The 23,597-nt window shown below is 46.3% G+C and carries 23 protein-coding genes and 1 pseudogene; 16 read left to right on the forward strand and 8 right to left on the reverse strand.

Annotated elements, in window-relative coordinates:
- Window positions 1-47 precede the first annotated feature (47 nt).
- Window positions 48-587, reverse strand: a complete 540-nt coding sequence (locus MHB49_RS04490) for a DoxX family protein (protein WP_405155185.1) — start codon at window positions 585-587, stop codon at window positions 48-50.
- A 341-nt stretch (window positions 588-928) separates the two neighbouring features.
- Here MHB49_RS04490 and MHB49_RS04495 point away from each other — a divergent pair, with 341 nt between their 5' ends.
- From MHB49_RS04495 to corA, 4 genes are all read left to right on the forward strand, one after another.
- A complete protein-coding gene (locus MHB49_RS04495) occupies window positions 929-1,996 on the forward strand; it encodes a DUF3048 domain-containing protein (RefSeq protein ID WP_405155186.1) in 1,068 nt (355 codons plus the stop codon).
- Window positions 1,997-2,212: 216 nt separating this feature from the next.
- Window positions 2,213-2,830, forward strand: coding sequence for a DUF47 domain-containing protein (locus MHB49_RS04500; protein ID WP_247900735.1), 618 nt, complete (start codon window positions 2,213-2,215; stop codon window positions 2,828-2,830).
- A 14-nt stretch (window positions 2,831-2,844) separates the two neighbouring features.
- Window positions 2,845-3,834, forward strand: a complete 990-nt coding sequence (locus MHB49_RS04505) for an inorganic phosphate transporter (RefSeq protein WP_247900736.1) — start codon at window positions 2,845-2,847, stop codon at window positions 3,832-3,834.
- Between the two features lie 351 nt (window positions 3,835-4,185).
- Window positions 4,186-5,145 carry a magnesium/cobalt transporter CorA gene (corA, locus tag MHB49_RS04510; RefSeq protein ID WP_247900737.1) on the forward strand — a complete coding sequence of 320 codons (960 nt, stop codon included), beginning with the start codon at window positions 4,186-4,188 and terminating at the stop codon, window positions 5,143-5,145.
- A 314-nt stretch (window positions 5,146-5,459) separates the two neighbouring features.
- On the opposite strand, the gene MHB49_RS04515 is transcribed toward corA, so the two are convergent.
- Together MHB49_RS04515 and MHB49_RS04520 are read right to left on the reverse strand one after the other, a co-directional pair.
- Window positions 5,460-6,551, reverse strand: coding sequence for a DNA alkylation repair protein (locus MHB49_RS04515; protein ID WP_405155187.1), 1,092 nt, complete (start codon window positions 6,549-6,551; stop codon window positions 5,460-5,462).
- A gap of 195 nt (window positions 6,552-6,746) precedes the next feature.
- Entirely contained in the window at window positions 6,747-7,379 is a 633-nt protein-coding gene (locus MHB49_RS04520) for a tyrosine protein kinase (protein ID WP_405155188.1), read from the reverse strand.
- Window positions 7,380-7,829: 450 nt separating this feature from the next.
- On the opposite strand from MHB49_RS04520, the gene MHB49_RS04525 reads away from it, so the two are divergent.
- The 8 genes from MHB49_RS04525 to bioC all read left to right on the forward strand — a co-directional run bounded on the left by MHB49_RS04525 (window position 7,830) and on the right by bioC (window position 15,107).
- Window positions 7,830-8,120: a YerC/YecD family TrpR-related protein gene (locus MHB49_RS04525; protein ID WP_017690665.1), complete on the forward strand. Its 291-nt coding sequence runs from the start codon at window positions 7,830-7,832 to the stop codon at window positions 8,118-8,120.
- Between the two features lie 2 nt (window positions 8,121-8,122).
- Window positions 8,123-8,902, forward strand: coding sequence for a sirohydrochlorin chelatase (locus tag MHB49_RS04530; RefSeq protein ID WP_405155189.1), 780 nt, complete (start codon window positions 8,123-8,125; stop codon window positions 8,900-8,902).
- A 279-nt stretch (window positions 8,903-9,181) separates the two neighbouring features.
- Window positions 9,182-10,540: an adenosylmethionine--8-amino-7-oxononanoate transaminase gene (bioA, locus tag MHB49_RS04535; protein ID WP_405155190.1), complete on the forward strand. Its 1,359-nt coding sequence runs from the start codon at window positions 9,182-9,184 to the stop codon at window positions 10,538-10,540.
- Window positions 10,537-11,268, forward strand: a complete 732-nt coding sequence (gene bioD, locus MHB49_RS04540; RefSeq protein WP_405155191.1) for a dethiobiotin synthase — start codon at window positions 10,537-10,539, stop codon at window positions 11,266-11,268. The genes bioA and bioD overlap by 4 nt, the downstream gene beginning before the upstream one ends.
- Window positions 11,269-11,283: 15 nt before the next feature.
- Entirely contained in the window at window positions 11,284-12,276 is a 993-nt protein-coding gene (gene bioB, locus MHB49_RS04545) for a biotin synthase BioB (RefSeq protein ID WP_405157042.1), read from the forward strand.
- A gap of 14 nt (window positions 12,277-12,290) precedes the next feature.
- On the forward strand, window positions 12,291-13,469 hold the full coding sequence (bioF, locus tag MHB49_RS04550; RefSeq protein ID WP_405155192.1) for an 8-amino-7-oxononanoate synthase: 1,179 nt from the start codon (window positions 12,291-12,293) through the stop codon (window positions 13,467-13,469).
- The gene (locus MHB49_RS04555) at window positions 13,466-14,257 is read left to right on the forward strand and encodes an alpha/beta fold hydrolase (protein WP_405155193.1); all 792 of its coding nucleotides are present in this window, start codon (window positions 13,466-13,468) and stop codon (window positions 14,255-14,257) included. The genes bioF and MHB49_RS04555 overlap by 4 nt, the downstream gene beginning before the upstream one ends.
- Window positions 14,244-15,107, forward strand: coding sequence for a malonyl-ACP O-methyltransferase BioC (gene bioC, locus MHB49_RS04560; protein WP_405155194.1), 864 nt, complete (start codon window positions 14,244-14,246; stop codon window positions 15,105-15,107). The genes MHB49_RS04555 and bioC overlap by 14 nt, the downstream gene beginning before the upstream one ends.
- Here the strand turns inward: bioC and MHB49_RS04565 are convergent.
- Window positions 15,104-15,670: a TetR/AcrR family transcriptional regulator gene (locus tag MHB49_RS04565; protein ID WP_247900746.1), complete on the reverse strand. Its 567-nt coding sequence runs from the start codon at window positions 15,668-15,670 to the stop codon at window positions 15,104-15,106. The two genes, bioC and MHB49_RS04565, sit on opposite strands and share 4 nt — an antisense overlap.
- Window positions 15,671-15,838: 168 nt before the next feature.
- Between MHB49_RS04565 and MHB49_RS04570 the strand changes: the two genes are divergently transcribed.
- The 4 genes from MHB49_RS04570 (at window position 15,839) to rlmD (ending at window position 20,722) form a co-directional block, all read left to right on the forward strand.
- The gene (locus MHB49_RS04570; protein ID WP_405155195.1) at window positions 15,839-16,765 is read left to right on the forward strand and encodes a ketopantoate reductase family protein; all 927 of its coding nucleotides are present in this window, start codon (window positions 15,839-15,841) and stop codon (window positions 16,763-16,765) included.
- A gap of 136 nt (window positions 16,766-16,901) precedes the next feature.
- Entirely contained in the window at window positions 16,902-17,318 is a 417-nt protein-coding gene (locus MHB49_RS04575; RefSeq protein ID WP_405155196.1) for a DUF4395 domain-containing protein, read from the forward strand.
- A gap of 731 nt (window positions 17,319-18,049) precedes the next feature.
- Entirely contained in the window at window positions 18,050-18,931 is an 882-nt protein-coding gene (locus MHB49_RS04580; RefSeq protein WP_247900749.1) for a diacylglycerol kinase, read from the forward strand.
- A gap of 111 nt (window positions 18,932-19,042) precedes the next feature.
- Window positions 19,043-20,722: a 23S rRNA (uracil(1939)-C(5))-methyltransferase RlmD gene (rlmD, locus tag MHB49_RS04585; RefSeq protein ID WP_405155197.1), complete on the forward strand. Its 1,680-nt coding sequence runs from the start codon at window positions 19,043-19,045 to the stop codon at window positions 20,720-20,722.
- 175 nt (window positions 20,723-20,897) lie between these two features.
- On the opposite strand, the gene MHB49_RS04590 is transcribed toward rlmD, so the two are convergent.
- The 4 genes and pseudogenes from MHB49_RS04590 to MHB49_RS04605 all read right to left on the reverse strand — a co-directional run bounded on the left by MHB49_RS04590 (window position 20,898) and on the right by MHB49_RS04605 (window position 23,466).
- Window positions 20,898-21,071 (reverse strand): IS3 family transposase, encoded by a 174-nt coding sequence (locus MHB49_RS04590; protein ID WP_405155198.1) that lies wholly within the window; start codon window positions 21,069-21,071, stop codon window positions 20,898-20,900.
- Between the two features lie 362 nt (window positions 21,072-21,433).
- Window positions 21,434-21,724, reverse strand: coding sequence for a hypothetical protein (locus tag MHB49_RS04595; protein WP_405155199.1), 291 nt, complete (start codon window positions 21,722-21,724; stop codon window positions 21,434-21,436).
- Window positions 21,725-22,161: 437 nt separating this feature from the next.
- Window positions 22,162-22,272 (reverse strand): annotated as a pseudogene (locus MHB49_RS04600) (IS3 family transposase); the annotation flags it as partial.
- A 258-nt stretch (window positions 22,273-22,530) separates the two neighbouring features.
- The gene (locus tag MHB49_RS04605) at window positions 22,531-23,466 is read right to left on the reverse strand and encodes a ketopantoate reductase family protein (RefSeq protein ID WP_405155200.1); all 936 of its coding nucleotides are present in this window, start codon (window positions 23,464-23,466) and stop codon (window positions 22,531-22,533) included.
- Window positions 23,467-23,597: the final 131 nt, after the last annotated feature.

A 23,597-nucleotide genomic window follows, 5' to 3' on the forward strand; every position in this document is an offset into this window, starting at 1 on the left:
GCTCTCCAGGGGGAGGGGAGCAGGACCGGATCATGTCTACTTACGATTTAGGCTGTTTTGTGCGTAGGGTTTATCGTAGGCGTATCTTTGGGTTGGCTGCCTTTATTGCGAGTGATCAATCCGCGAAGGTAAGGCATTACCCAGCGATCCAAACCGATTTTACCAGCATTTGCACCAGCAACTACAAGGAAGATTTCCATCAGAACCAATTGAGCATTCGTGCTTACAGTTCCCGAGAAGAGGAACGCGAAGTTCATGACCATTGCCATCAGTGCTGCCAGTGTTGTGAAGCATCCGAGAATGAGACCCAGACCTACAAGGAATTCACCGAGAGGGATAACGAAGTCGAACAGTCCTGCATTTGGTACCGCGAATTTTTCAAGGAAGGTTGCCCACCAAGCTTGCACTGCCGGGTGATCACCAGTTGCTTTTTCTACAGCGCCTGCAAGGAAGCCCCCTGCTTCAAATCCACCTGTCAATTTGCCCCAGCCGTGTGTCATCCAGTCGTAACCGATATACACCCGAAGTACTGTCAAAATCCACATTGCCACTTTGTTTTCTCTAAGCCATTGGTTGAAGCTGAACATATAAACCACTCCTTCATGGAATTTAGTGTGTGTTGTTGTTTTTTGTTTTTCTAAGTGATCACCTTTGATGTCTTTATTGTATAGTTCAAAAGTCATCTTGTTTGTGATTAAAATCACAATCTAGTTCAAATTTTAAGTAAGGTTTGAGAAGTTCACATTTAGGACATATTTTTCATCCTGTCTCAAGTTTCAAACGTTAAAATAAGGGGTAGGAAATGCCCTCCTAATCGAAGACAAATGATGCGGTGTGTGATTAAATGGAAAGAAATACGTGAAATGGTCACTTACATAAGAGCATTTACAACTTAGATTCAAGCCATATCGTTCAGGAGGTACATATATTGAAGCAATTGAAATGGAACAAATCGACTTCAGCGGCGTCGCTGCTTTTTCTGGCCCTAAGTCTGGTTGCTTGCCAAAATAAGGAGATGGTTCAGATTCCGAAGCCGGAGTCTGTCCCTGCACCTGTACAGGAGGAACAAGTTGCGGAAGAACCTGCAACGTCTCTTTACACAGCGCCACTGACGGGTCTGCCTGTTGATGAAGCAATTACGCGCCGCCCATTGGCGGTCATGATTAACAATGCTCCTGCAGCACGGCCCCAGTCAGGTCTAAGTGCGGCGGATATTATTGTTGAAGTGCTTGCAGAGGGAGGTATTACCCGTTTTATTGCCATCTTTCAAAGTGAAGGCGGAGCAGAGACGGTTGGGCCCGTGCGCAGTATCCGTCCGTATCTGATTGAGCTTGGTGAGAGTTATGATGGTGTATTGGTTCATGCGGGCGGCAGCCCGGACGCCTATTCCATTTTGCAGAAGCAGCAGAAACAGCATATGGATGAGATATCAAATAGCGGTCCTTATTTCTGGCGTTCCTCGGATCGTAAAGCACCGCACAATCTATATACGTCGGCGGACAAGCTGAGAGAAGGTGCGGATACCAAAGGGTATAGTCACGATTTCAAGTCCCCTGTATATACGTATAACGAAGAAGGTGCCACGTCCGCCGGAGAAGCGGCCAAGCAGTTCGATATTCACTATTTATTGGAGAGTTACCGGGTCACGTATGATTATGATGAAGTTAGCGGACGATATATGAGATTGGTGAACGGAAAGGCAGATCAGGATCTGGATAACGGCAATCCAATCGGGGCGGCCAATATTATTGTAGCGGGTGCGGATCACAAGGTGCTCGACAATGTGGGGAGGCTGTCCGTTAATCTGGAGCAGGGCGGTGAAGCCATGCTGTTTCAGAAAGGTAAAGTGATTCGAGGACAGTGGGTCAAAAAACCGGGTGATATTATTCGATTTGTGCAAAATGGGTCTGAAGTTGCTCTTGTTCCTGGCAAGACATTTATCAGTATCGTTCCGAATCAGCCTGACTTTGCAGGGCATGTCGAAATTGAAAATTAATCCAATTTGAAGAGAAATGTAAACGCAGTGTAAAATTTCATCATCATTTTTCCAGCCATTCCAAATAATTAAGATTCATTTCAGATTTATGTGATAAGAATATAAAAAAGGATCATGCCTTATGTACAAACCGTGAAACATTTATGATAAGATATCAAAGGTTGTCATTTCATGTTTCATCGGTTATCGGCAATTTCTCGTAAAGGGGATAGAGCTATGAAGCTTAAGAAGAAGAAGGATATATTTTTTGAGACACTAGAGAACATGGCAGATACGGTCGTGCAGGCGGCTGATTATTTCACCCAACATGTTTCCAACCTTCAGGATGTGACTCTTTTTGCCAATGAAATGAAGAAGTACGAGTCCCAGTGTGATGATTATGTTCATACCATCATTACAGAGCTCAACAAAACATTTATCACGCCGATCGAACGCGATGATATTATGGAACTGACAACGACACTTGATGACGTATTGGACGGACTCGAAGCAACGGCTTCCCGTTTCTATATGTACCAACTGACTGACCCGGACGAATATATCGTTCAATTCGCTGAAATTTTGCGCCAATCGGCTTACGAAATTCAGAAGGCCATTCATTTGCTGTCTCAGAAAAAATTGCTGGCGATCCGCGAGTACACGATTCGTCTGAACGATCTGGAAAACCAGGGCGACGAAGTGCTGCGCAACTGTATCAAGAACCTTTTCGCTACGGTGCCTGATCCGATTGAACTGATCAAACGCAAAGAAATTTACGAACGTCTTGAGACAACAACGGATGCTTGTGAACACGTAGCGAATGTGCTCGAATCCATCATCATGCGTAATTCTTAAGGAGCCAGAGAATAATGGAAACAACGATTTGGGTATTAGGTATAGTCGTCTTCCTTGCACTGGCGTTTGACTTCATTAATGGTTTTCACGATACGGCGAATGCCATTGCAACTTCGGTCTCGACACGGGCACTGACTCCGCGACGGGCAATCCTTATGGCTGCGGTGATGAACTTTGTCGGTGCCATGATGTTTACTGGAGTAGCGAAGACGATTGGGGGAAGTGTAACAGACCCCACCAAGCTGGATAACGGGATTGAGGTCGTCATAGTCACCTTGATTGCCGCGATTATCTGGAATCTCGTTACATGGTGGTTCGGAATTCCTTCTTCATCCTCGCATGCACTGATTGGTGCTCTTGCTGGTGCTGTACTTGTTGGGGCAGGGTCTGATAAAGTCAAATGGAGTGGATTTATTGACATTGTCGGAGGATTGTTATTATCACCTCTGATCGCATTTGCCATCGGTTATGTGGTCATGATCATTCTTAAATATATTTTTGCCAAGCGCAGTCCGCATAATGTGAACAAAGGTTTCCGTACGGTACAGATCTTCACAGCAGCGCTTCAGGCGTTTACGCACGGTACCAATGATGCGCAGAAGGCCATGGGTATTATCACTTTTGCATTGGTTGCAGCAGGCGTACAGGATCATCTGGATGTTCCGTTGTGGGTTAAAATCTCTGCGGCAACAGCGATGGCTCTTGGTACTTCCATCGGTGGTTGGAAAATCATCAAAACGATGGGAACCAAAATTTTTAAAATTGAACCGATTAACGGGTTTGCAGCCGATCTGTCAGCCGCATCTGTTATTTTCACAGCAACATTGCTTCATCTGCCGGTGAGTACAACTCACGCAATCACATCTGCGATTCTGGGTGTTGGTTCCGCGAAGCGTTTCTCGGCCGTTAAATGGGGACTTGCTGGACGTATCATTATTACGTGGTTTATTACAATTCCGATTACTGGAGCACTGGCAGGATTGTTGTACTGGATCATTTTCTAATTTGAAAAATGTTGCGGGACAAAATCAGGGGTTCAGACAAACTGTTCATAACGTTGTGAATATCGGGATATGTGGACAATTATACAACCAAAAAGAAGAGACGCCTGTGCATGAACGTGTGGACAGGCTGGATATGTGGATAGCCATCCGTGGAATGATAAACCAAAAGAAGATATTCCTGTGGATACAGGAGACTGTGGATAGGGAAATGAGAGAAGCCAACAGGGTTGGCTTTTTTTGTTGTCGCGTTTGCAGGATAACGTGTGTATAATGGGCTGCTGCAGGGAACGGTGCAGCGGTTAAAGTTGTACAATAACGTAAAGGATACAAGACAAGGACGTGGTCTAATTTATGATTCGTACACTCGCCATCTCACGGGATCATCAGGTATCTGTAAATGTACCGCTTACACAGCTGGATCTACAGGATTACGCCTGGGTATGGGCAGATTTCAATCAGCCTTCCGAAGAGGAAAGCCGGTTGCTGGATACATATTTTCATTTTCATCCATTAGCGATTGAGGACTGTATGCATGTGTTGCAGCGGCCCAAGCTCGATTATTATGATAATTTGCAGTTCCTCGTGCTGCATGCACTGAATCCTGCCACATTAGAAGCGGAAGAGGTGGACCTGTTTCTGGGTGCAAACTTCCTGGTTTCGTTTCATCACGGGGCACTGGAAGAAGTGGATGAAGCTTGGGAGAGGCTGCTGCATCATGCGCATGAACGAACCATCTGGGCCCGGGGCCCGGTGGCAGCAGCATATACGGTGATGGATAAGCTGGTCGATCATTATTTCCCGTCTCTGTTTGCCATCGAGGATGAGCTGGCCGAATTGGAGAACCGGGGCGGCAAGGAGTCGGTGGAGGACCTGATGAATCAGGTGTTCGACTTGCGCAGTCGATTGCTGAAACTTAGACGAACGGTAGTACCGATGCGGGATTTGCTCTATCGGGTAGTCAATTCTCAGCATGTGCAAAGGACTGGAGAGCATACTGTATATTTTACCGATATCTATGACCATTTGTTGAAGCTGACAGACATGATTGAAGCCGATCGGGAAATGACGGCCGACCTGCGCGACAGTTACATCTCGCTGAATTCCAACCGGATGAACCAGATTATGAAGACGCTCACCGTCATAACAACCGTCTTTATGCCACTGACACTGATCGCGGGGATCTATGGTATGAACTTTGCTTATATGCCTGAGCTGCAATGGAAGTTTGGGTATGGAGCTGTGCTGCTGTTGATGTTTGTTCTGGGCGGAAGCATGGTGGCCTGGTTTGTGAAGCGGGGCTGGTTTAAGTAAGGGAAATAGAAACTAAGCTAAGCAGGATAATATGAAAATAGTAAGATAAAGGTTAGCGATCTGCAAAGATCGCTTCTTTAGCCTGTGTAAGATGTGCATAACGAGCATGTAGGAGTACATATAGATTAGTTTTGGGAATAGATGTCCACATGTGGATAAACTAAAATCGAGATGCAACATGTGTATAAGTATTTTTGAGGGAATTGGGGTTGTTACAAATAAGGTGAAAAAAAGTAAAAGGCATCTTCAGTATTGAAGACGCCTTGGGGAATTTCTCTAGGAATGGCTAACATACTTATCTTAGGTTGCGTAGGTTACTCTGTTTGCTCCAATACAAACGTGGCCGTAGCGGCAGGTTGTCCATTAACAACAATCGTTAGTGTATGCAAACCAGCGTAGTATCGTCTGGTTGTAATTACTTTGAATGATTGTTTCGTTGCAACCTTGGTTCTTCCGGTAGGGAAAGTCTTGTCCGAGCATTTGAAACGTTTGGGTGCCTGCTTGCCATTTGCTTTCATATATCCGATTTCATATTCGATCCGCAACCTCTGTGATTGACCACTTTCATTAACGACATCAAAGGAAAAATGAAGATCTTCCCCGATGGCCACGGTATCTTTTGCAAGCTGAAGATGCTCAATATGTGTCGCATCCTGCTCGACATAACCAAAAAGACTCAGCGCCTTTGGATGTCCCTTTTTCAGCAATGAGCGGCTTGCGTGACGAACGATCCAGTCGGTATGCTCATGTTGTCCGTACCAGCTTGAGGCCAAATCCAGGACCAGTTCAGGATGGTCTTTTGAAATGTCGTTCAGGTGATTGGCTACGCTTTTCCGGACATACAGGGACTCGTCCTGCTTCATTTCATGCAGAATCGGAAGTACAGGTGTTGGATCGGTGATGAATCCCCGCAGTTTGGAGCCCCATGGGAGACGTGGGCGACTGCCTTCACTGGCAAGTCTGCGAATGTGCTCATTGGGGCTGCTTGTCCATTCCATCATGCGTTTCATCGTTTCGATCGGATAGCGTTCAATAAACGGGCGTACCGCGAACTCGGAACTGGAATAAGGTGTGAAGACGGTCAAGTACTTCATGGATAGCTCGTAGTTTTCCGGTGCAAGTCCATTGACTTCGACAAAATCTGGTACAAACAGATACTCGACACCGCGCATATGTGGAGCTGCCTGCTCAATCACATGCAATGCTTCTTCATAGTTGTCAGGCAGAACTTCGGTTAAGGCTAACGTAATGCGACGGATACGAGCTTTGAATTCCAGATCTCCCCAGCCCTCGGCAAATACAAGTTCACGAAATTGCTGCTTGTCCAACTTGGGATAGAATTGGTGTAACCATTCTCCTGTCCGGTCGATTAATGCGGGAGTATATTTATCTTTAATAAGTTCCATAGTCCGCCTCCTTTAATTATTATTCAGTATACCTCAAATCATAGAGATAAGAACATAGGTTCTTAAATATCTCTATTATGTGAGTGTTTTCTTACGTGATTAAGTTCTTACTATGAAAGAATTAGTGGGGCAAGGGGGAGAAGATGGAAGTGGATTAAGGCACCCCCTTTTGTAAGAGGGCGCCAGGGAATAGTGTTAGAGTTTTTTGTTTCTTTTGGGACGGCGTCTGGTGGAATTGGATTTATTACGACCAGTCTTGCTATTCGTGTTCCGTTTGCGCGGAGTAGCGGTCGTTTTTTTACGGCGTTTGCGTGAACGAGGCGGTGAATACTCTTCATAATCTTTATCCGCAGCACTGCTGCTTTTTTTTCCTTTTCCAAAAGGCAGAATCCCCATCACCAGCTTCATCATGGGCGCCATCTGCTGAAAGCCGCCAACGACCTTTTGCATTTTGCCGATTCCGTTCATGATGCCATCAATTCCACCGAAGCGGTCGATCATTCCTTTCAGTTCTCCGATGTTAGCCAGTGAAAAGCCTGAGGAAGCCGCAGGCGTCTCCACCGGAACAGGAGGAGCAACAGAAGCTCCCCCACCGAAAAAGTTTCCACCAGGTCCCCCCGGACCACCTGGACTATAAGGCACAAGTCCTGATGCTTCAACTTCCTGGAATGGAGGGTAGTAAGGCTCTACTCCTGGATACATGGGTTGAACCTGAGCTTCATTTAATGCCCGTGGCGGCAAGTAGGCAGATGTATGGGCCTGACGATGCGGATGAGACGACGGACGCTGCCGTGGAGCGGGCTGGCGGTGATAATAATGCTGTGGCATGAACTATCACGTTCCTTTTATGTTGGATTTCGGAATTGCGTTCCTTCAGCTGCTGAATATGCATAACAGACCGAGATGGAACTCCCTTTTGCTATAATGTATGTCATTAGCGGAGAGACGGCGTAGGCGGGTATCCCGCAAAACGGGATATTTGCGGATTTGGGCGCAGGAGAGGTTGATAGGGTTACAGTTAAATCATGGTGCATGGACACAAAATTGTAACATTTTAAATGTATAAATTCCTACATGAGTAATCGGAAATATATAGGCTTAAAATGGGAAAAATCGTGATATAGTAGGGTGTTGTACGCGAGGGAAGGACAATAGTACCTATTGAAAGCGGTAACATGTATTTTTATTCTGTAGTGCGTGAAATCGTTAACGCTTGAAATACCAACTCAGGGTGAGTACAATGAAGGTACACAGTAACCGCTAGGGGATGATGATGAAATGCAGCTGAAAAAGCTAAATGATAAAAGCATTGAACAATTATTTGAAGCTATCTTGACTCTGAAGGATATTGAAGAGTGTTATGTATTTTTTGATGACCTCTGCACGGTAAACGAGATTCAATCCATGTCCCAGCGGCTGGAAGTGGCACGTATGCTTGGCAAAGGAAATACGTATAACCAGATTGAAGCTGAGACCGGTGCAAGTACAGCCACGATCTCTCGTGTAAAACGCTGTCTCAACTATGGTAATGACGGTTATAAAATGACCCTGGAACGCCTGGGACGCTAAGGATGAAGAAACCGGGTGTACTCATCATTAGTCACGGTTCTCAGGAGAAGACCTGGGTAGAATCCGTCGATGACGTGGTCTCCCGGTTAAACCTGCCTGAAGCTTTGCCGGTTGAAGCCGGATTTCTTGAGCTTGTGGAAGGACGCCTGATTCAGGACGGTATCGACCGACTGGAAGCACAGGACGTTACAGATCTCTTGGTTGTACCTCTGTTTGTGTCGTCTGGTAGTACACATGTGGATGAGATTGAGTATGCCATCGGTGCCAAAGACGCTCCGGAGCGTGAGACAGATCTGGAACCATTCGAGGTGAAAGCACAAGTGCACTTCGGCTATCCTGTGGATAACGACCCGGATATTGCTGTCATGGTTTGGGACAAAGTAAAGGCTCTGTCGCAGCAACCGGAACAGGAGACGATCCTGCTAGTTGGACATGGGAGTATTCACGATGGATTCCGTCAGCGCTGGGAAGCGGGGATTTCTTCGCTTGCACAGAGAGTGCAGGAAGTCAGCGGCGTTGCTCATACCGATTATGCGCTGCTAAATCCGGATAGTGTGTACGACAAGGCAAAATACTGGAGTGAAGAGCGGGGGAGCCGGGTTATTGTGGCGCCGCTGTTTTTGAGTGCCGGTTATTTCACAATGAAGGTGATCCCAGGCCGATTGAAGGAACTGGATTACGCGTATAGTGGCGAGACATTGCTCCCACATCCACTATTGGGCCATTGGCTGGAGCGCCAGATTCAAATTTTGCTGGAAAGATGTAATGAGGTTCAGGTTTAATAAACAGCTTAAACACAAACGGCAGAGATGCCGTTTTTTTTGTTTGTACTTTAGATAAACACGCCGAATCAGGCGTGTTTTTTTGTGTTAAGCAACACCTTTCCGAGTCGGAATTCTAGGTTCATGCCGGCCAGGAAGAGTGGAGGCTTAGGGTCCTAACTCTGAAATCATTCTCTTTACAGGAAAGTTTTTGTCTGATAAGATGTCAACATTCAATTGTTAACCAAAATATATTTATATGGTTAACAATTGAAATGATTTAACGGAAGGTGATATCTTGTGACACATTATGAACGGCTTGCAGCTATAAATAAGGCTCATTTATGGAACCCTTTTACGCAGATGAAAGATTACAATCACTCCGATCCTCTCATCATAGAACGAGGCGAAGGCGTCATGCTGTATGACGTCCAGGGACGTGCTTATTATGATGGATTCTCCTCGGTTTGGCTTAATGTTCACGGACATAACGTCCCCGAGCTGAACCAAGCCATAACGGATCAGTTGGAACGTGTTGCACATTCTACTTTGCTTGGAATGGCTAATGTGCCCGCAATTGAGCTTGCAGAGAAATTAGTAGAGATCTCCCCAGAAGGATTAAATAAAGTATTTTATTCCGATTCGGGAGCAACCGGTGTTGAGATCGCAGTAAAAATGGCCTTTCAATATTGGAAGAACCGGGGGGAAACCGGTAAAACGAAGTTTATTACGATGAATCAGGCCTATCACGGAGATACGATTGGTGCGGTAAGTGTCGGTGCAATTCCGTTGTACCATGATGTGTTCCGTCCGATGCTGTTTCCTACGTATGTCATTCCATATCCTTACGTTTATCGACATGAGGACGGCGAACGGGAAGCCATGGAAGCTACGCTGACCGCATTGCGAAATGTACTTGAAACCAGTGCAGATGAAATCGCGGCGATTATTGTAGAGCCGATTGTGCAAGGAGCTAGTGGCATTCTGATTATGCCAGACGGCTGTCTGCGCGAGATGGCAGCGATTTGCCGTTCTTATGACGTATTGTTCATAGCCGATGAGGTGGCGACAGGCTTTGGTAGGACGGGGGCCATGTTTGCTTGTGATCTTGAAGAGGTGTCACCTGATTTGATGGTGATAGGCAAAGGACTTACAGGCGGCTACTTACCCGTGGCAGCGACACTCGCAACAGATGAAGTGTACAACGCATTTTATGCCGATTATGAGGAACAAAAAACATTTTTCCACGGTCATTCCTTCACAGGAAACCCGCTTGGCTGTGCTGTTGCTTTGGCTAACTTGAAACTATTTGAAGAACGTAACCTGGTGGAAGGTGTAAGAGATAAGGCGACTTTTGTGGAACGCAAGCTCGCAGCCCTTAAAGATTCCCCGTATGTCGGGGATATCAGGCAGAAGGGATTGATGATAGGAATTGAGCTAGTACGGGATAAGGAGACTCGTGAACCTTACGATTGGGCGGAACGCATCGGCGTTCGGGTAACCGGGCGGGCCAGAGAGCTTGGCATGCTTACGAGACCCCTTGGCAATGTGGTTGTGTTCATTCCTCCTCTTGCCAGCACAGAGGCTGAGCTTGAAGCAATGATTGATATTTTGATGCAATCCATTTGTGACATCACCGAAGGTGGGTTGGAATCATGAATGTAATTCGCGGATTGTTCGTAACAGGTACGGACACAGGGGTTGGAAAAACAATCATTACCGGTGCTCTTGCTGCTGCGCTTCGTGCTGAAAATTTGAATGTAGGCGTCTGGAAGCCTGTGCAATCCGGTGCACTCCTTGGCAGCGGAGAAACCGATGCAGAGCGCCTGTTGCAATACACCGGAATTGATGAAGGTGCAGAGCATGTGGCGTCATTTACATTCCAAGCTCCGCTTACTCCGATGCTCGCTGCCAAGCAGGCTGGGGTGGATATTACGTTACAGGAGATTATTAACGCGGGTCAGCCGCTGGCAGATCGATACGAATCCAAAATCATCGAGGGAGCAGGTGGCGTTGCTGTTCCTCTGACCGAAGACTCTCTTGTGGTGGATTTAATCTCGAAGCTAGGGACACCGGCCCTCATCGTCGCGCGGACAGGATTAGGTACGATTAATCATACACTTCTTACAGTGTCATACCTGCAGCAGCAGGGGATTCCGATCGTAGGTTTTATTCTGAACGATGGTGAAACTGACGAGATTTATAGCGATCCCAGCATCACAACAAACGCGGAGCTGATTGAACGTTATTGCGGGATACCCTTTCTTGGACGGTTTCCCCGCTTGAAGGACGAATTAAATACGGAAATGTTGATCCAGGTGATTCGAGAGAAGATCCACTTAACACCGATCAGACAGGCACTAACAGTTCCATCCATGGGAGGATAAATGAAGGTGAACACAATGATGACAGGTATTCTAGAGTGGTTGTCGCTTGCGAAGAAATCTTTGAATGGCGAATGCTTAACAATTGAAGAAGGGCTTGCTGTGCTTGAAGCAAACGACGATGAGGTACTGCCGCTGATGCAAGCGGCTTTTCAAGTGAGGCAATATTTTTACGGCAAAAAAGTAAAGCTGAATATGATCATCAACGCCAAAAGCGGCTTTTGTCCGGAAGACTGCGGTTATTGCTCACAATCCATTGTATCAACGGCAACCATCCCAAAATACAGCCTGCTCGACAAAGAAACGCTGCTTGCAGGAGCGCATGAAGCTATGGCAAGAAAAGCAGGAACCTATTGCATTGTAGCATCAGGTAAAGGTCCCACGAATAAGGAGCTGGATCAAGTTGTAGAGGCTGTTAAGGAAATCCGTGAAACGATGCCGCTTAAAATCTGTGCCTGTCTGGGAATCTTGAAAGACGGTCAAGCAGAACGTTTGGCTGAGGCAGGTGTGCACCGATACAATCACAACCTGAACACAAGCAAAGCCAATTATCCGTCGATCACCACAACGCATACCTATGACCAGCGAATTGAGACCGTGGAAAAGGTAAAAGCATATGGTATGTCTCCCTGTTCCGGTGTCATTATCGGTATGGGTGAAAGTCATCAGGAAATTGTCGAGATGGCTTTGGCACTCCGTAAGCTTGATGCGGATTCAATTCCAATTAATTTCCTGAATGCGATACCGGGGACCCCTCTGGAAGAAGCAGGACGCACACCGGCGATGAAGGCGCTTAAGGTACTGGCACTATTTCGGTTCATCTGTCCATCCAAAGAGATTCGTGTTGCGGGCGGACGTGAGATCAACCTCCGTACATTGCAGCCTTTGTCACTGTATGCTGCCAATTCACTCTTTGTAGGTGATTATTTAACAACAGCAGGTCAAGAAATCTCGAATGATCATCAAATAATTGAAGATTTGGGTTTTGAAATTGAGTTAAATGCACTATAAGGGCGGTACGGAATATGAACTGGATGGAAAAAGAACTTGCGTTATTGGCTGATGCCTCCAATGAACGTTACTTGCGTGACAGTGCCCCGGTCCCAGATGGTCCTGGTTATACGTGGAGAGGAGATCGAGTGCTACTCAACCTGGCCTCCAATAACTACCTGGGACTTGCACAACATCCCGCTATCATCGATACGATGCGCGAGGCTCTTCTTACCGAAGGAGGAGGCTCGGGCGCATCTCGTCTCGTTACGGGGAATCGACAGCATTATGGCCGTCTGGAAGAAGCGCTGGCTGCTTGGCAGCATAGTGAAGCCGCGCTTGTTTTTGCAAATGGTTATATGGCTAACTCCGGTGTCATTCGTGCGCTCGTGGGCCGGGGCGATGTCGTTTTTAGCGATCAATTAAACCATGCCAGCATCGTCGACGGTATTGTGCTGAGCCGCGCGGAGCATGCCCGGTATCGACATAATGATATGGAGCATCTGAAGTTTTTTTTGAATAAACATCGGGATAAACAACGTAAGGTGATTGTTACGGATGCTGTCTTCTCCATGGATGGGGATCAGGCACACTTGGAAGAACTCGTTGCACTCAAACAAGAGTACGGGGCAATGCTGATGGTGGATGAGGCGCACAGTGGAGGAGTCTATGGGAAACGAGGGGAAGGGCTTTGTTATAAGCTTGGTCTGCATCATGATGTGGATGTGCATATGGGGACATTTAGCAAATCTTTCGGTTTATATGGAGCTTATGTCTGCGGCAGCCGAACATTAATCCGCTTTCTCATCAACAAAGCAAGGCCGCTCATCTATTCAACGGCATTGCCGCCTTCTCTCGTCGCAGGTATTTCAACAGCATTAACCTTGGTGCAAAATGATCATTGGCGTAGGGAGCGTCTCTACTCAGCGAGCAGGTTATTTCGTTCTTCGCTTCGTGATGGCGGATTTAACGTTGGCTCCGGGAATTCTCCTATTGTTCCAATAGTCGTCGGTGATAACGAAAGAGCTCTTCGTTTCAGTGAGGCACTTGAAGCAGGAGGTATTGCCGGGGTCGCCATCCGGCCACCTACCGTTCCTGAGGGCACTGCGCGAATTCGTTTCTCCTTATCAGCCGACCATACCCCTAAGGAACTGAATGATGCCAGCGACTTGATCTGCAAAATCGGGCTTGAGTTAGGGGTGCTGGGATCATGAAGGCTTCGGGTAACACATCGCTACTAATAAAGCAGCAGACAAGCGGAACCATATTATGGCTAACGGGATGGAGCATGCCAGATGCGGTGTTTGACCGTCTTCGCATGTTATTGCCTCATTATCGTCATATTGCTGTAGATTACAGTGCTGCGGGTTCTCCAGAGGAAATGCTGTCCTTAACTGAAACAGCAGTTAAGGACATGTTAGGTATTGAAGGTTCACTTTGCAGGGAGAGAGTGGCCCACGGTCCGCTTCTGCTATCAGGTTGGTCGCTCGGAGGTTTACTGGCGCTCAGACTAGTGGCTAAAGGTTACGCAGATGGGCTTATCTTGTTTGGTGCAACGGCTCATTTTACCCGCCCAAAAGAAGAGTTTGACCGCGGCTTGGCAGATGCATACCTTAGGCAGATGATCAAAGGGATCTTAAGGGATCGACATGCAGTTGAAACGAATTTTCGAAAGGTGATGTTTACGGAGCAAGAATGGGAGGCAGGCCTTGCTGAACGTCTGCCCCATACGGGTAGCTGGACAACCCAAGCATTACTGGCAGGTCTTCAATTGTTGCGAACCGAGAATGGTTTGTCTCAACTGCCGAGTATAGATTGTCCAGTTCTTATTTTTCACGGCACTGAGGATAAGATATGTCCTTATGGTGCTGGATTGGAGCTTATGAATCAATTACCCCATGCCAAGTTAATTACATTAACCGCCTGCGGGCATGCACCTTTTTGGGGGAAGGAAGCACACATAGCGGATGAATGGAGGAGATGGTGGCATGACCATTGGTAGAAGCCGTGCGGTTCAACGCCAATTTAATCGGAGCGCCATTTCGTATGATGCACATGCACATGTTCAGCGTTCTATGGCTAATTATCTAGCAAGATCTCTCTCGGAGTGGAGGAACAGAAGGTTCTTAAGTGATCCAAGCATTCTCGAAATCGGTTGTGGCACGGGGGCTTTGACTCAAATTCTGGTGAACGAATGGCCTAATGCCAATATTACTGCACTTGATATTGCATCCGAGATGATTAAAGTGGCTTCAAAACGGTTCCGATCAGCAGAGCATCCAGGTACTGCAAATTGCAAAATGGATCGTTTACGTTTTCTACAGGCAGATATCGAAAGGTGGGCTGTACATGCCCCGGAGTCCTCAGTGGATATCATCGTCTCCAACGCCTGTTTTCAATGGCTAAATTCACCGCAGGAAACGCTGGGTCACCTGCGGCGAATGCTGCGCCCCGGAGGTTTGCTCATATTTACGACCTTCGGGCCTGATACATTTCGTGAGATGCATGAGGCATTCCATGAAGTTTATCGAGCTAACGGGATGGAACCACAGCGGCATGGACTTTCGTTTCCATCCCCAGTTCAATGGAAGATTATGCTTCAGAAATCCGGATATTCTGGTTTCCGTTGTGAGCGTTCGATGCATATGGAAAAGTATGCTTCTGCGAGAGATTTTCTTTATACAGTTAAAGGAATGGGAGCCAGCACTTCAGAAGCAGCAACGGTATCCGGGTACAGCTTGCGGCGATTGTTCACCAACATGTATAAGGAGTACGAGGATAAGTTCAGCATACAGGGAGGCGTCGCAGCGACGTACGATCTTCTACTCATTCAATCCGTAGCTCCTTATTAACCCTTTACCTGAGAAGGAACAATCAGATGAAGCTCCAGCAAAGACATCAGTTCTTCGACGATCTCCTCGGCTGGATAAGGCATGGAATTCATGATCCACCATTCCAGCAGGCCTGCGGAGGCACAGGCCAGAAATTGTACAGTGATTTCCCGGTTGATACCTTTGTGAATGCCGCATGCATCAACCTGCTCTTCGACTCCCTGAACCAGGAGCGTCATCATCCGATTCCGGAAGGCGGGAATGCCTTTTTGGGTTAATAGCGTGGTATACACGGGGGCGTGCTGCTCCAGGTAACGGAAGGTTCGGAGCAATGCCTCCTTGACAGTCATGGGCGTGGTAGGGCTCTCGACCATACAGCTCTCCACCAGCTGCTGCAAATACATCTCGATGCTTTGATCCAGCAGATCGAACTTGTCCGTGTAGTGCAAATAGACGGTACCGCGGTTCACATCGGCCCGATCAGCAATGTCATTAATCGTAATTTGCTCAAAATCCTGCTCTTTCAACAGCCCGATCAAGGCCTCGGTTATGGCTTTTCTTGTCTTGACAACTCGTCTGTCCATGGCTCCTCCTCGGATGTTCTCAACAATATGGGTTCATTCGTTGATTATTCAACAAAAACGGATATTTTAGCGATTGAAGCGCTGCAGATGCTTTGTTACTCTTATTTTATCAACAAATGTTGATAAAGCAACGAATATCTATAAAATTTTGAAATAGAGGGATAACTAATGAACATATTAGTATATGGTGCAGGTATTCTGGGCAGTCAGCTGGCGCAGATTCTGGTGCGTGGGGGAAATGACGTCACCATTCTGGCTAGAGGAAAGCGGGCAGAGGAACTGGAGAGAGATGGAATCGTCATTCGTCATGTGTTCCAGTTTAGAACGACCGTTGACCCGGTGCGGGTAACAAGAACGTTGGAAGAGAATGATCACTATGATCTTATTTTCGTGGTTATGAAATATAACGATTTTCCATCAGTGCTTCCCATTCTGGCGGCCAATCAGAGCAGCAATATTGTGATTGTCGGCAACAACGCAGATGCACGAAGCATGCAAATTTATTTGGAGAAAAACAGCAAGGCTGCAAAAAGGATCGCGTTTGGTTTTCATGTCAGCGGTGGGCAGCGGCAAAAAGACCGTATGTTATCCATTGGTGGAGCAGGCGGGCCAATGGTGATTGGTGGGCTGGATGGCGAGATTACCTTTAAATCGATACTGGATCAAGCCTTTGAGAAGACGAAATACAAGTTGAATTACCTGGACGATATCGATGCCTGGCTGAAAAGCCATATTATACCCATTCTGATGCTTAATGCGGTGAGCTTCAATGAAAAGCGCGAGATGATCAAGTTGGATGGGAACAGAAAGCAACTACAGCATATGATTGGAGCGATGGATGAGGGCTTTCGCGTACTTGAGGCCATGGGCATAACGATTATACCGGAGATTCAGGCCAAACTGATTCGCAAACATCAACGGATGTTTTACCTTCTATTGAAGATTTATAGTATGCTTCCGATCTATAAACTGGTTGCGGGTTCTTATGGGGAGATCGAGGCGTTAAATGATGCATTTACCGACTGGAAAAAGGCTACTGGTGTACCAACACCGCATTGGGATGTGCTCAAAAAAGAATATACTAATCTCCAATGAGATGAACCGTAAAAGTGAAATTTCTTCTGAAAATGGGCCTATAGTGAGCATCCTGCACACATCTTCCTATTGCTCAAAGTTCCCATACCGACTACAATTAAACCAACTAATAAAATGGGGATAAGGTGATATGCGGATGCGGGAAGTGCCTATGCGCTATGTCAAAGCGAATCAGATCGGGATTGTGCTATTTGTTGTCCTGTCATTTCTGTTCAATCAACCGTTAATTCTGGGAGTGTTATGGATCATCCAGGTCGCCGGTCTGGCTTCTGGCGGCAAACTTAACCTGTTTGTGCAGATTGCGAAGGCTGTGTTAACTGGAAAAGGGACAGAGACACAGGCAGTGGAACTGCAACGCTTCAACAATGTTCTGGCCGTATTGTTTCTTACGCTGGCACTTGTCTCATTTGGCCTTGGTTGGCAGGTAGCAGGTTACATTTTCTCGTCGATGCTCCTCCTTGCTGCAAGTGCAGCATTGCTCGGTTACTGTGTGGGCTGCACCGTATATTTTTGGTATAAACAGCTCCGTGCTGGCAGAAAAATTGGCTTCTAAGCTAAAAGTAGTTGCAAAAACAATCCCCTCCAAGTTCTGTATCTACTTGAAGGGGATTTTACTTTTTATAAAAGGATGGCAGTTTATTCTGTTCTCTCCACAAAGCATGTATTCAAATGGACAGAAAGACTGCGGCTTCAACGGCTGTGACAAGGGGAAAACAGGCCATAAGCGAAACCATGAGCAATAAAACGAGTTTTTTCATTCGGTGATCTCCTTTATGGATAGGGTTATCCTCCTGATTTGATAGGGTAGAAGACTAATTCTTGCCCAAGCGGGCAGAATGGTGATGGATGGTTGTTGTGAATGACAGGAAAACGATAAGAATAGATTCAAGAACATTGCGAGAGGTTTATTTTGTAAAGGATAGACAAGTTCGGAAGAAAACTGAGAGCATAAATGCCAATGTGTGGCCGGTGCTGGAGCTAGTTAATTCTTTAGTGTTTATCGTTATTGTTATCCAGATGTAAAATTTTGATAGAACAGATATGAAAAAAATTACTTATGCATCACAGGCTAGGACATCTTCACATTTGATGATATGATAGTACATAAAGGCTTTGGAATGAGACGGAATTCCTTATGCATATATATTAGTAGAGAAAAGTGTTGGGGCAGGATTAACGGACGTGAGTCATTGTGTAAAATGATGCCCGACTGTGGTCACGCTCAGGTGTAAGAAAATGAGGTCGTACAGACTCATGGATAATGTGGAATAGGTGGCGTATGAGATGAAAAAAGCTCGCTTGATATATAATCCGACCTCAGGCCGGGAAGAAATGAAGAAACGTCTGGCTGATGTGCTGCAGCGTTTGGATCAAGGTGGCATTGAAGCTTCAGTACATGCAACAACGGGTGAGGGAGATGCAACCCGGGAAGCGGAGCTGGCGATTGAACGTGGATATGACATGATTATCGCTGCAGGCGGCGACGGTACATTGTATGAAGTCATCAACGGTATGGCCGAGCGTGAGAATCGTCCACCGCTGGGTGTATTTCCTTTGGGAACGACGAATGATTTTGCGCGTGCGCTCGGTATTCCGAGACAGTGGGAAGATTATGTGGATCTGGTCATTAACCAGCAGCTTCGTCCGCTCGATCTGGGCAAGGCGAATGATAAATATTTTATCAATATTGCGGGCGGGGGTTCGTTAACTGAACTGACCTATGAGGTGCCAAGCCGTCTGAAAACGATGATTGGGCAGCTTGCCTACTATATGAAGGGTATTGAGAAAATGGCGAGTCTGTCTCCGCAGGAGCTGGTTATCCGTGCTGCGGGTCAGGAAGAAATCCATGATGAATTCATGTTGTTCCTCATTGCCAATACGAACTCCGTCGGGGGCTTCGAGAAGTTGGCTCCGGGTGCAACCATTGATGATGGCATGTTCGATGTGATTGGTGTACGCAAATGTAATCTGGCTGACATGATTCGCCTCGTAACTCTTGCGCTGCGTGGTGAACATCTGAACGACAAGAAAGTGGTTCATTTCCAAACGGATTATATGGAAGTGACATCGCCGGGATATGTTCAGCTGAACCTGGATGGTGAGCTGGGTGGCACATTGCCTGCAACATTCCAGAACCTGCGTCATCACCTGATGCTGTATCGTTAAGCGTAGTAGTATGGATCGTGGAGAAAATGTGATTTCCTGTTGCTGTGTGCGGTGGGATCACGTATAATCTCATGGTGCCTGAAAATGAAAGGAATCTCCCTTGCACAAGGGATGAACATATATGAAGAAAGAAGTGAATGTACGTTGTCTAATACGAACCGCAGCGGTCGTGGAAAAAACCGCCGGAATTCGGCTGCCTCTCAGGGGCAAGGGAACGCTTCAGCGTCCCGTCAGCCAAGTCAAACATCTCCTCCATCTACACGTCAGCAAGGGAAAGGGGTGCGGCCACAAGGCGCATCTCTTTCTGCCGTTCGTCCGAAGGGACGGGAACGCGAATCTGCACCAATCGAAGGACTTCCTGTCAGCAAAAATGAAGAGACCGTCATCGACATCATCGGCATGAACCATGACGGTGAAGGTGTCGGCCGTGCCAATGGATACACTCTCTTTGTGCAGGGTGCGCTTCCAGGCGAAACCGTACGCGTAAGAGTGATGAAAACCAAGAAGCAATACGGCTACGCCAAACTGCTGGAGATCGTGAAGGCCAGCCCGGATCGTGTATCCGCGCCTTGCCCGATCTACGATCAATGCGGCGGATGCCAAATCCAGCATATGAGTTACGCTGGACAGCTTGCATGGAAACGCCAGCTGGTGGTGGATAATTTGCAGCGGATCGGCAAGCTGAATGTGTTGGTGGAGGATGCGGAAGGTGCCGAGCAACAGGGCATTCGTGTATTACCGACAATGGGCATGGACGAGCCGTGGCGTTACCGCAACAAGGCACAGGTTCCTATCGGTGCAGTAGAGGGCGGCTTGGTGGGTGGTTTTTACGCCAAAGGAAGCCATCGGATCATCGACATGGACACCTGCCTCATTCAGCATGAGCATAACGATGAAGTGGTCGCCAAGGTTAAGGAGCTAGGCAGTCATCTCGGTATTAGCGCGTACAACGAAGAGACAGGCCGCGGTCTGCTGCGTCATGTGGTTGTGAAAAAGGCGTTCCGCACAGGTGAGATGATGCTCGTACTGGTCACCAATGGCCGCGACATCCCATACAAGGACGAATGGATTGGAAGTATCCGTGAAGCGATCCCGCATGTCGCGAGTATATGCCAGAATGTGAACAAGAAACAGACGAATGTCATCTTTGGCGATGAAACCCGCGTCCTGTGGGGCCGTGATGTGATCTACGATTATATCGGGGATGTGCAGTTTGCCATCTCTCCACGTTCGTTCTACCAGGTGAATCCGGTGCAGACAGAAGTGCTGTACGGGAAGACGGTAGAGTATGCAGGACTGAGTGGTAAAGAGACTGTCATTGATGCCTATTGCGGCATCGGTACGATTTCTCTTTTCCTTGCGCAGCATGCGGATCAGGTGTACGGGGTGGAGATTGTGCCCGAAGCGATCGAAGATGCTCGCAGCAATGCAATGTTGAACGAGATGAAGAACGTCAAGTTCGAAGTCGGCGCCTCCGAGGATGTTATTCCACGCTGGAAAGAGCAAGGTATTGAAGCTGATGTCATCGTTGTCGATCCGCCGCGTAAAGGCTGCGATCCACGTTTGCTGGATACGATTCTGGAAATGAAGCCGGAGCGAGTGGTGTATGTGAGTTGTAATCCGAGTACGTTGGCACGTGATCTGCGTGTATTGGAGGATGGCGGATATCGTACGGTTGAGGTAACGCCGGTGGATATGTTCCCGCATACGGTGCATGTGGAGAGTGTGGCGATGTTGGTTAAAAAAGCTAATAGTGAGGTGTATTGGCGTATACAGCAACGGAGCGGGTAATGTCCCGCTTTTTTTTTGACCATAGGTTTGATTAGGGGTGGCTGACAACTGTCGCTCTTATACTATACCCCCACCCCCAGTGAAAAAGATACTGTCTCTTATGTAGGTTAAGGCTTGTTATATCCGCCTGGAAATTTCACCAATGGATTGTCAACATTAAATCAGACCACTTTTTTTAGGGCTTCTTGGCGATACTGAACAGGAATCCAATACCCCAGCGATCCATGAATTCAATGCTATTAAACCAGTTGACATAGTCGTTTAATTCCAGTTCTAAATGACGAAGGTTTCGAAATTCCATCTGGTAAATAAACTCCGTTTTCATAACCTTGTAGGTGGCTTCGGCCACGGCGTTATCCTAGGCCCTTCCTTCTTTACTGAGGGATCTTCCCATACTAAACGTATCTAGAAGCTCGTCCATCGTGTGGTTTTTAAAATCACTTCCACGATCGGTGTGAAACCACTGGATTTGGCTCAAGTTGCCTTCGATTGCTTGATCCAGCGGTCTAGAGCCGAAGCAGTGAGGTCGTATTTCTCTACAATGGCAGCTCTGGGCGTGCTGTTTTCGCCCCTATCTTTATGTCCAACTAAGTGTAGTCGATCCATTGTAATTAAACTTTATAAAAGATGTTGAAAGAGTTAAAGGGTAAAGGTATTATTTACTAATAGGACAAAATACATAGGTAAAAAGGAGTACTACTTGATGTCTACTCAAGCTTTAACTAAAACAGTAAATAAAGTAAAGCCAAAACCACTAAAGAATAGGCTAGGAGCTGCTATTGTCTCAATGATTTTGGGGATTATATCTGCCATTTTCGTCGTCTTAACAATTGTAGCAGAGGTGGTTACATCTGCAAGTGGAGTAGGTTTGACATTTTTTATCATCGCAGGTATTTCCTCATTGGTGGGTTTTCCGCTAGGATTAAGTGCAATAAAGTCATCTAAAGGAAGAGGAATGGCGATTGCAGGAATAACTTTAACGATTCTACCTTTTTTATTCATGGTGTCTGCTCTTGTTATAATAATAATGTATATGTTCCTTTAATAATGGTGGGTTTAGGTACTAATTCATTGAAGTTAAAGAATTCAGGATGCCTATTTTGAAGTATTTGACGTACAGTGGGATTTTTGGGAAAACTCTATACGGAGCGGATAACCGATATCTAAAACTTTTCTGGTATTTTACCCCGATTTGACTATAATAAGTAGATGTAGTCGCCTAGCACTTAAAGCCTGTGAAAAGTATTCAACACATGTGGAGAGCGAAGTTGGTTAGAAAAAACTAATAGTTGAGATGTATTGGCGTATACAGCAACGGAGCGGGTAATGTCCCGCTTCTTTTTTTGACCATAGGTTTTATTAGGGGCGGCTGACAACAGTCGCTCTTTTATTATCCCCCCACATAGTGGCTAGTGAAAAAGTAGATTGTCAACATCAAATTAGACCACTTTTTTAAGGGCTTCTTGGCGATACTGAACAGGCGTCAAATACCCTAGTGATCCATGAATTCGATGCCGGTTGAACCAGTTGACGTAGTCGAACCCCTGATAATAGGATCGTTACCCGCATACGGAGCATGTGGAGTCAGTGGCGATGTTGATGAGGGTATAGTGTTCTGGAGCCACATGCACCTGTTTAAATAGCTACCTAGCCCGAAGCTTCTAAAGTTCGGGCTATATTTGTTATAATCACAGTAATTAATTCAGCGCAGCGTAAGATGAGGCTTCCGTTCGTCGGAGGGAGAATCGTTTTATATAATCATTAGTAGAGTTGATGTCGGTCTGAACAATATCAAGTTGTCGATTTTTTCAACTTTCAATAGCTTTGTGTTGTTCAGTGTTTTCTAATGCCACAGTAAGACGTGGTAAAGGTATGCCTAACTTTTTTGCTTCTCTCACAACTTCAAGTACCGCAAAACCTGCTTTACTATTGTTGTATTCGATGAAAAGTCTCGGTAAGCTGCCCTTTGCAAAAATAACCTTGTTAAAAAGCGTGCCGAGAAGTGCTGGTGGAATCTTGGTCAACAGTAAAGTAATCGCGTCCATCTTTGCGCCTCTTGCTTTAAGTACAGGGGTCATTTCCCGCATACTCTCACCGACATTTGGGAATGAGTCACTATGATTCAAGACTGCTGGGAAACTTCCCCGTTTTAACACCTCGGTCTCCATCGCCGCATTCATGGCAAAGTGATTCCATAGCCAGCTTTGCATATCCTTTATCCAATTGATTTTAAAATGGGCGCTTTCAAATAGTCCTTTGACCTTGTTGTTTATCTGTTCCGTGCCTACCCGTGGTTTTTCCAGAAATATCGTTTTTAAAAAGCCGCCCCTAAGCTTATTGTCCTCAATGCCGCCTCCTGCTCCTGGGAACCCAAAGACAACATTGTTCATAGACAAGGGCAAGATCGATGATTTTAAATCTTGCCAAATATTATTGAATATTAGGATCGGGGTGTTACCAGCGGTAGTCGATAGTAGTTGTGCTGCTTTGGGAAGTTGCTCCGTGTTGACACTCGCAATAATGAGATCGTAATTTGGACTTATCTCCTCATGCAGCTTGACTTTCCAGCTTTCTTGGATTAACTGTTTCCCTCTTCGTGCGTCCCACATTTCAAGCGCTATATGACTTCCGAAGGTTTCTTTTCTCCCTTTTCTAACGTAAAACTCAACGGTATGCCCTGCCTTTTCAAAAGCCCACGCATACTGGGTCGATATGACACCTCTACCAAAGAATAAAATTCTCATATTACCTCCTGAAAAAAATATTTTAATCCTTGTTGATGATCCAACAACGTGTTGTATAATGTTATTGTATTGATTCACTATACGGTCATCAACCATCAGATTTTTAATATCTGTCGTATAATTGATCGAAC

The sequence above is a fragment of the Paenibacillus sp. FSL K6-0108 genome, assembly GCF_045040695.1.
GTDB lineage: Bacteria > Bacillota > Bacilli > Paenibacillales > Paenibacillaceae > Paenibacillus > Paenibacillus pabuli_B.